At 34.7% G+C, this 248-nt stretch carries 1 protein-coding gene; it reads left to right on the top strand.

Features of this window, described 5'->3' with window-relative positions; translation table 11 throughout:
- On the top strand, window positions 1-201 hold a 201-nt coding region (locus IDG65_RS14565; protein WP_206174268.1), incomplete at its 5' end, for an ATP-binding cassette domain-containing protein.
- Window positions 202-248 lie beyond the last annotated feature (47 nt).

Below are 248 nucleotides of genomic sequence, written 5' to 3' on the forward strand. Positions count from 1 at the left end.
CAACAAAGTTCAACAAGAGCAATACAACTTTTGGAAAATATTGGTTTAGAAGATCGCTTGAATGTATATCCGCATCAGTTATCTGGCGGTGAAAAGCAACGTGTTGCGATTATGAGAGCATTTATGATTACACACGATCGAAGATTATTTGAATATGCTGATCGAGTGATTGAATTAGAAGATGGCAAAATAACTGATTAGTGGCTCGTAAAGACGCTAAATGTTAATGATTTAAGACATAGTAGTAT

Source organism: Staphylococcus sp. EG-SA-17 (genome assembly GCF_017151845.1).
GTDB lineage: Bacteria > Bacillota > Bacilli > Staphylococcales > Staphylococcaceae > Staphylococcus > Staphylococcus aureus.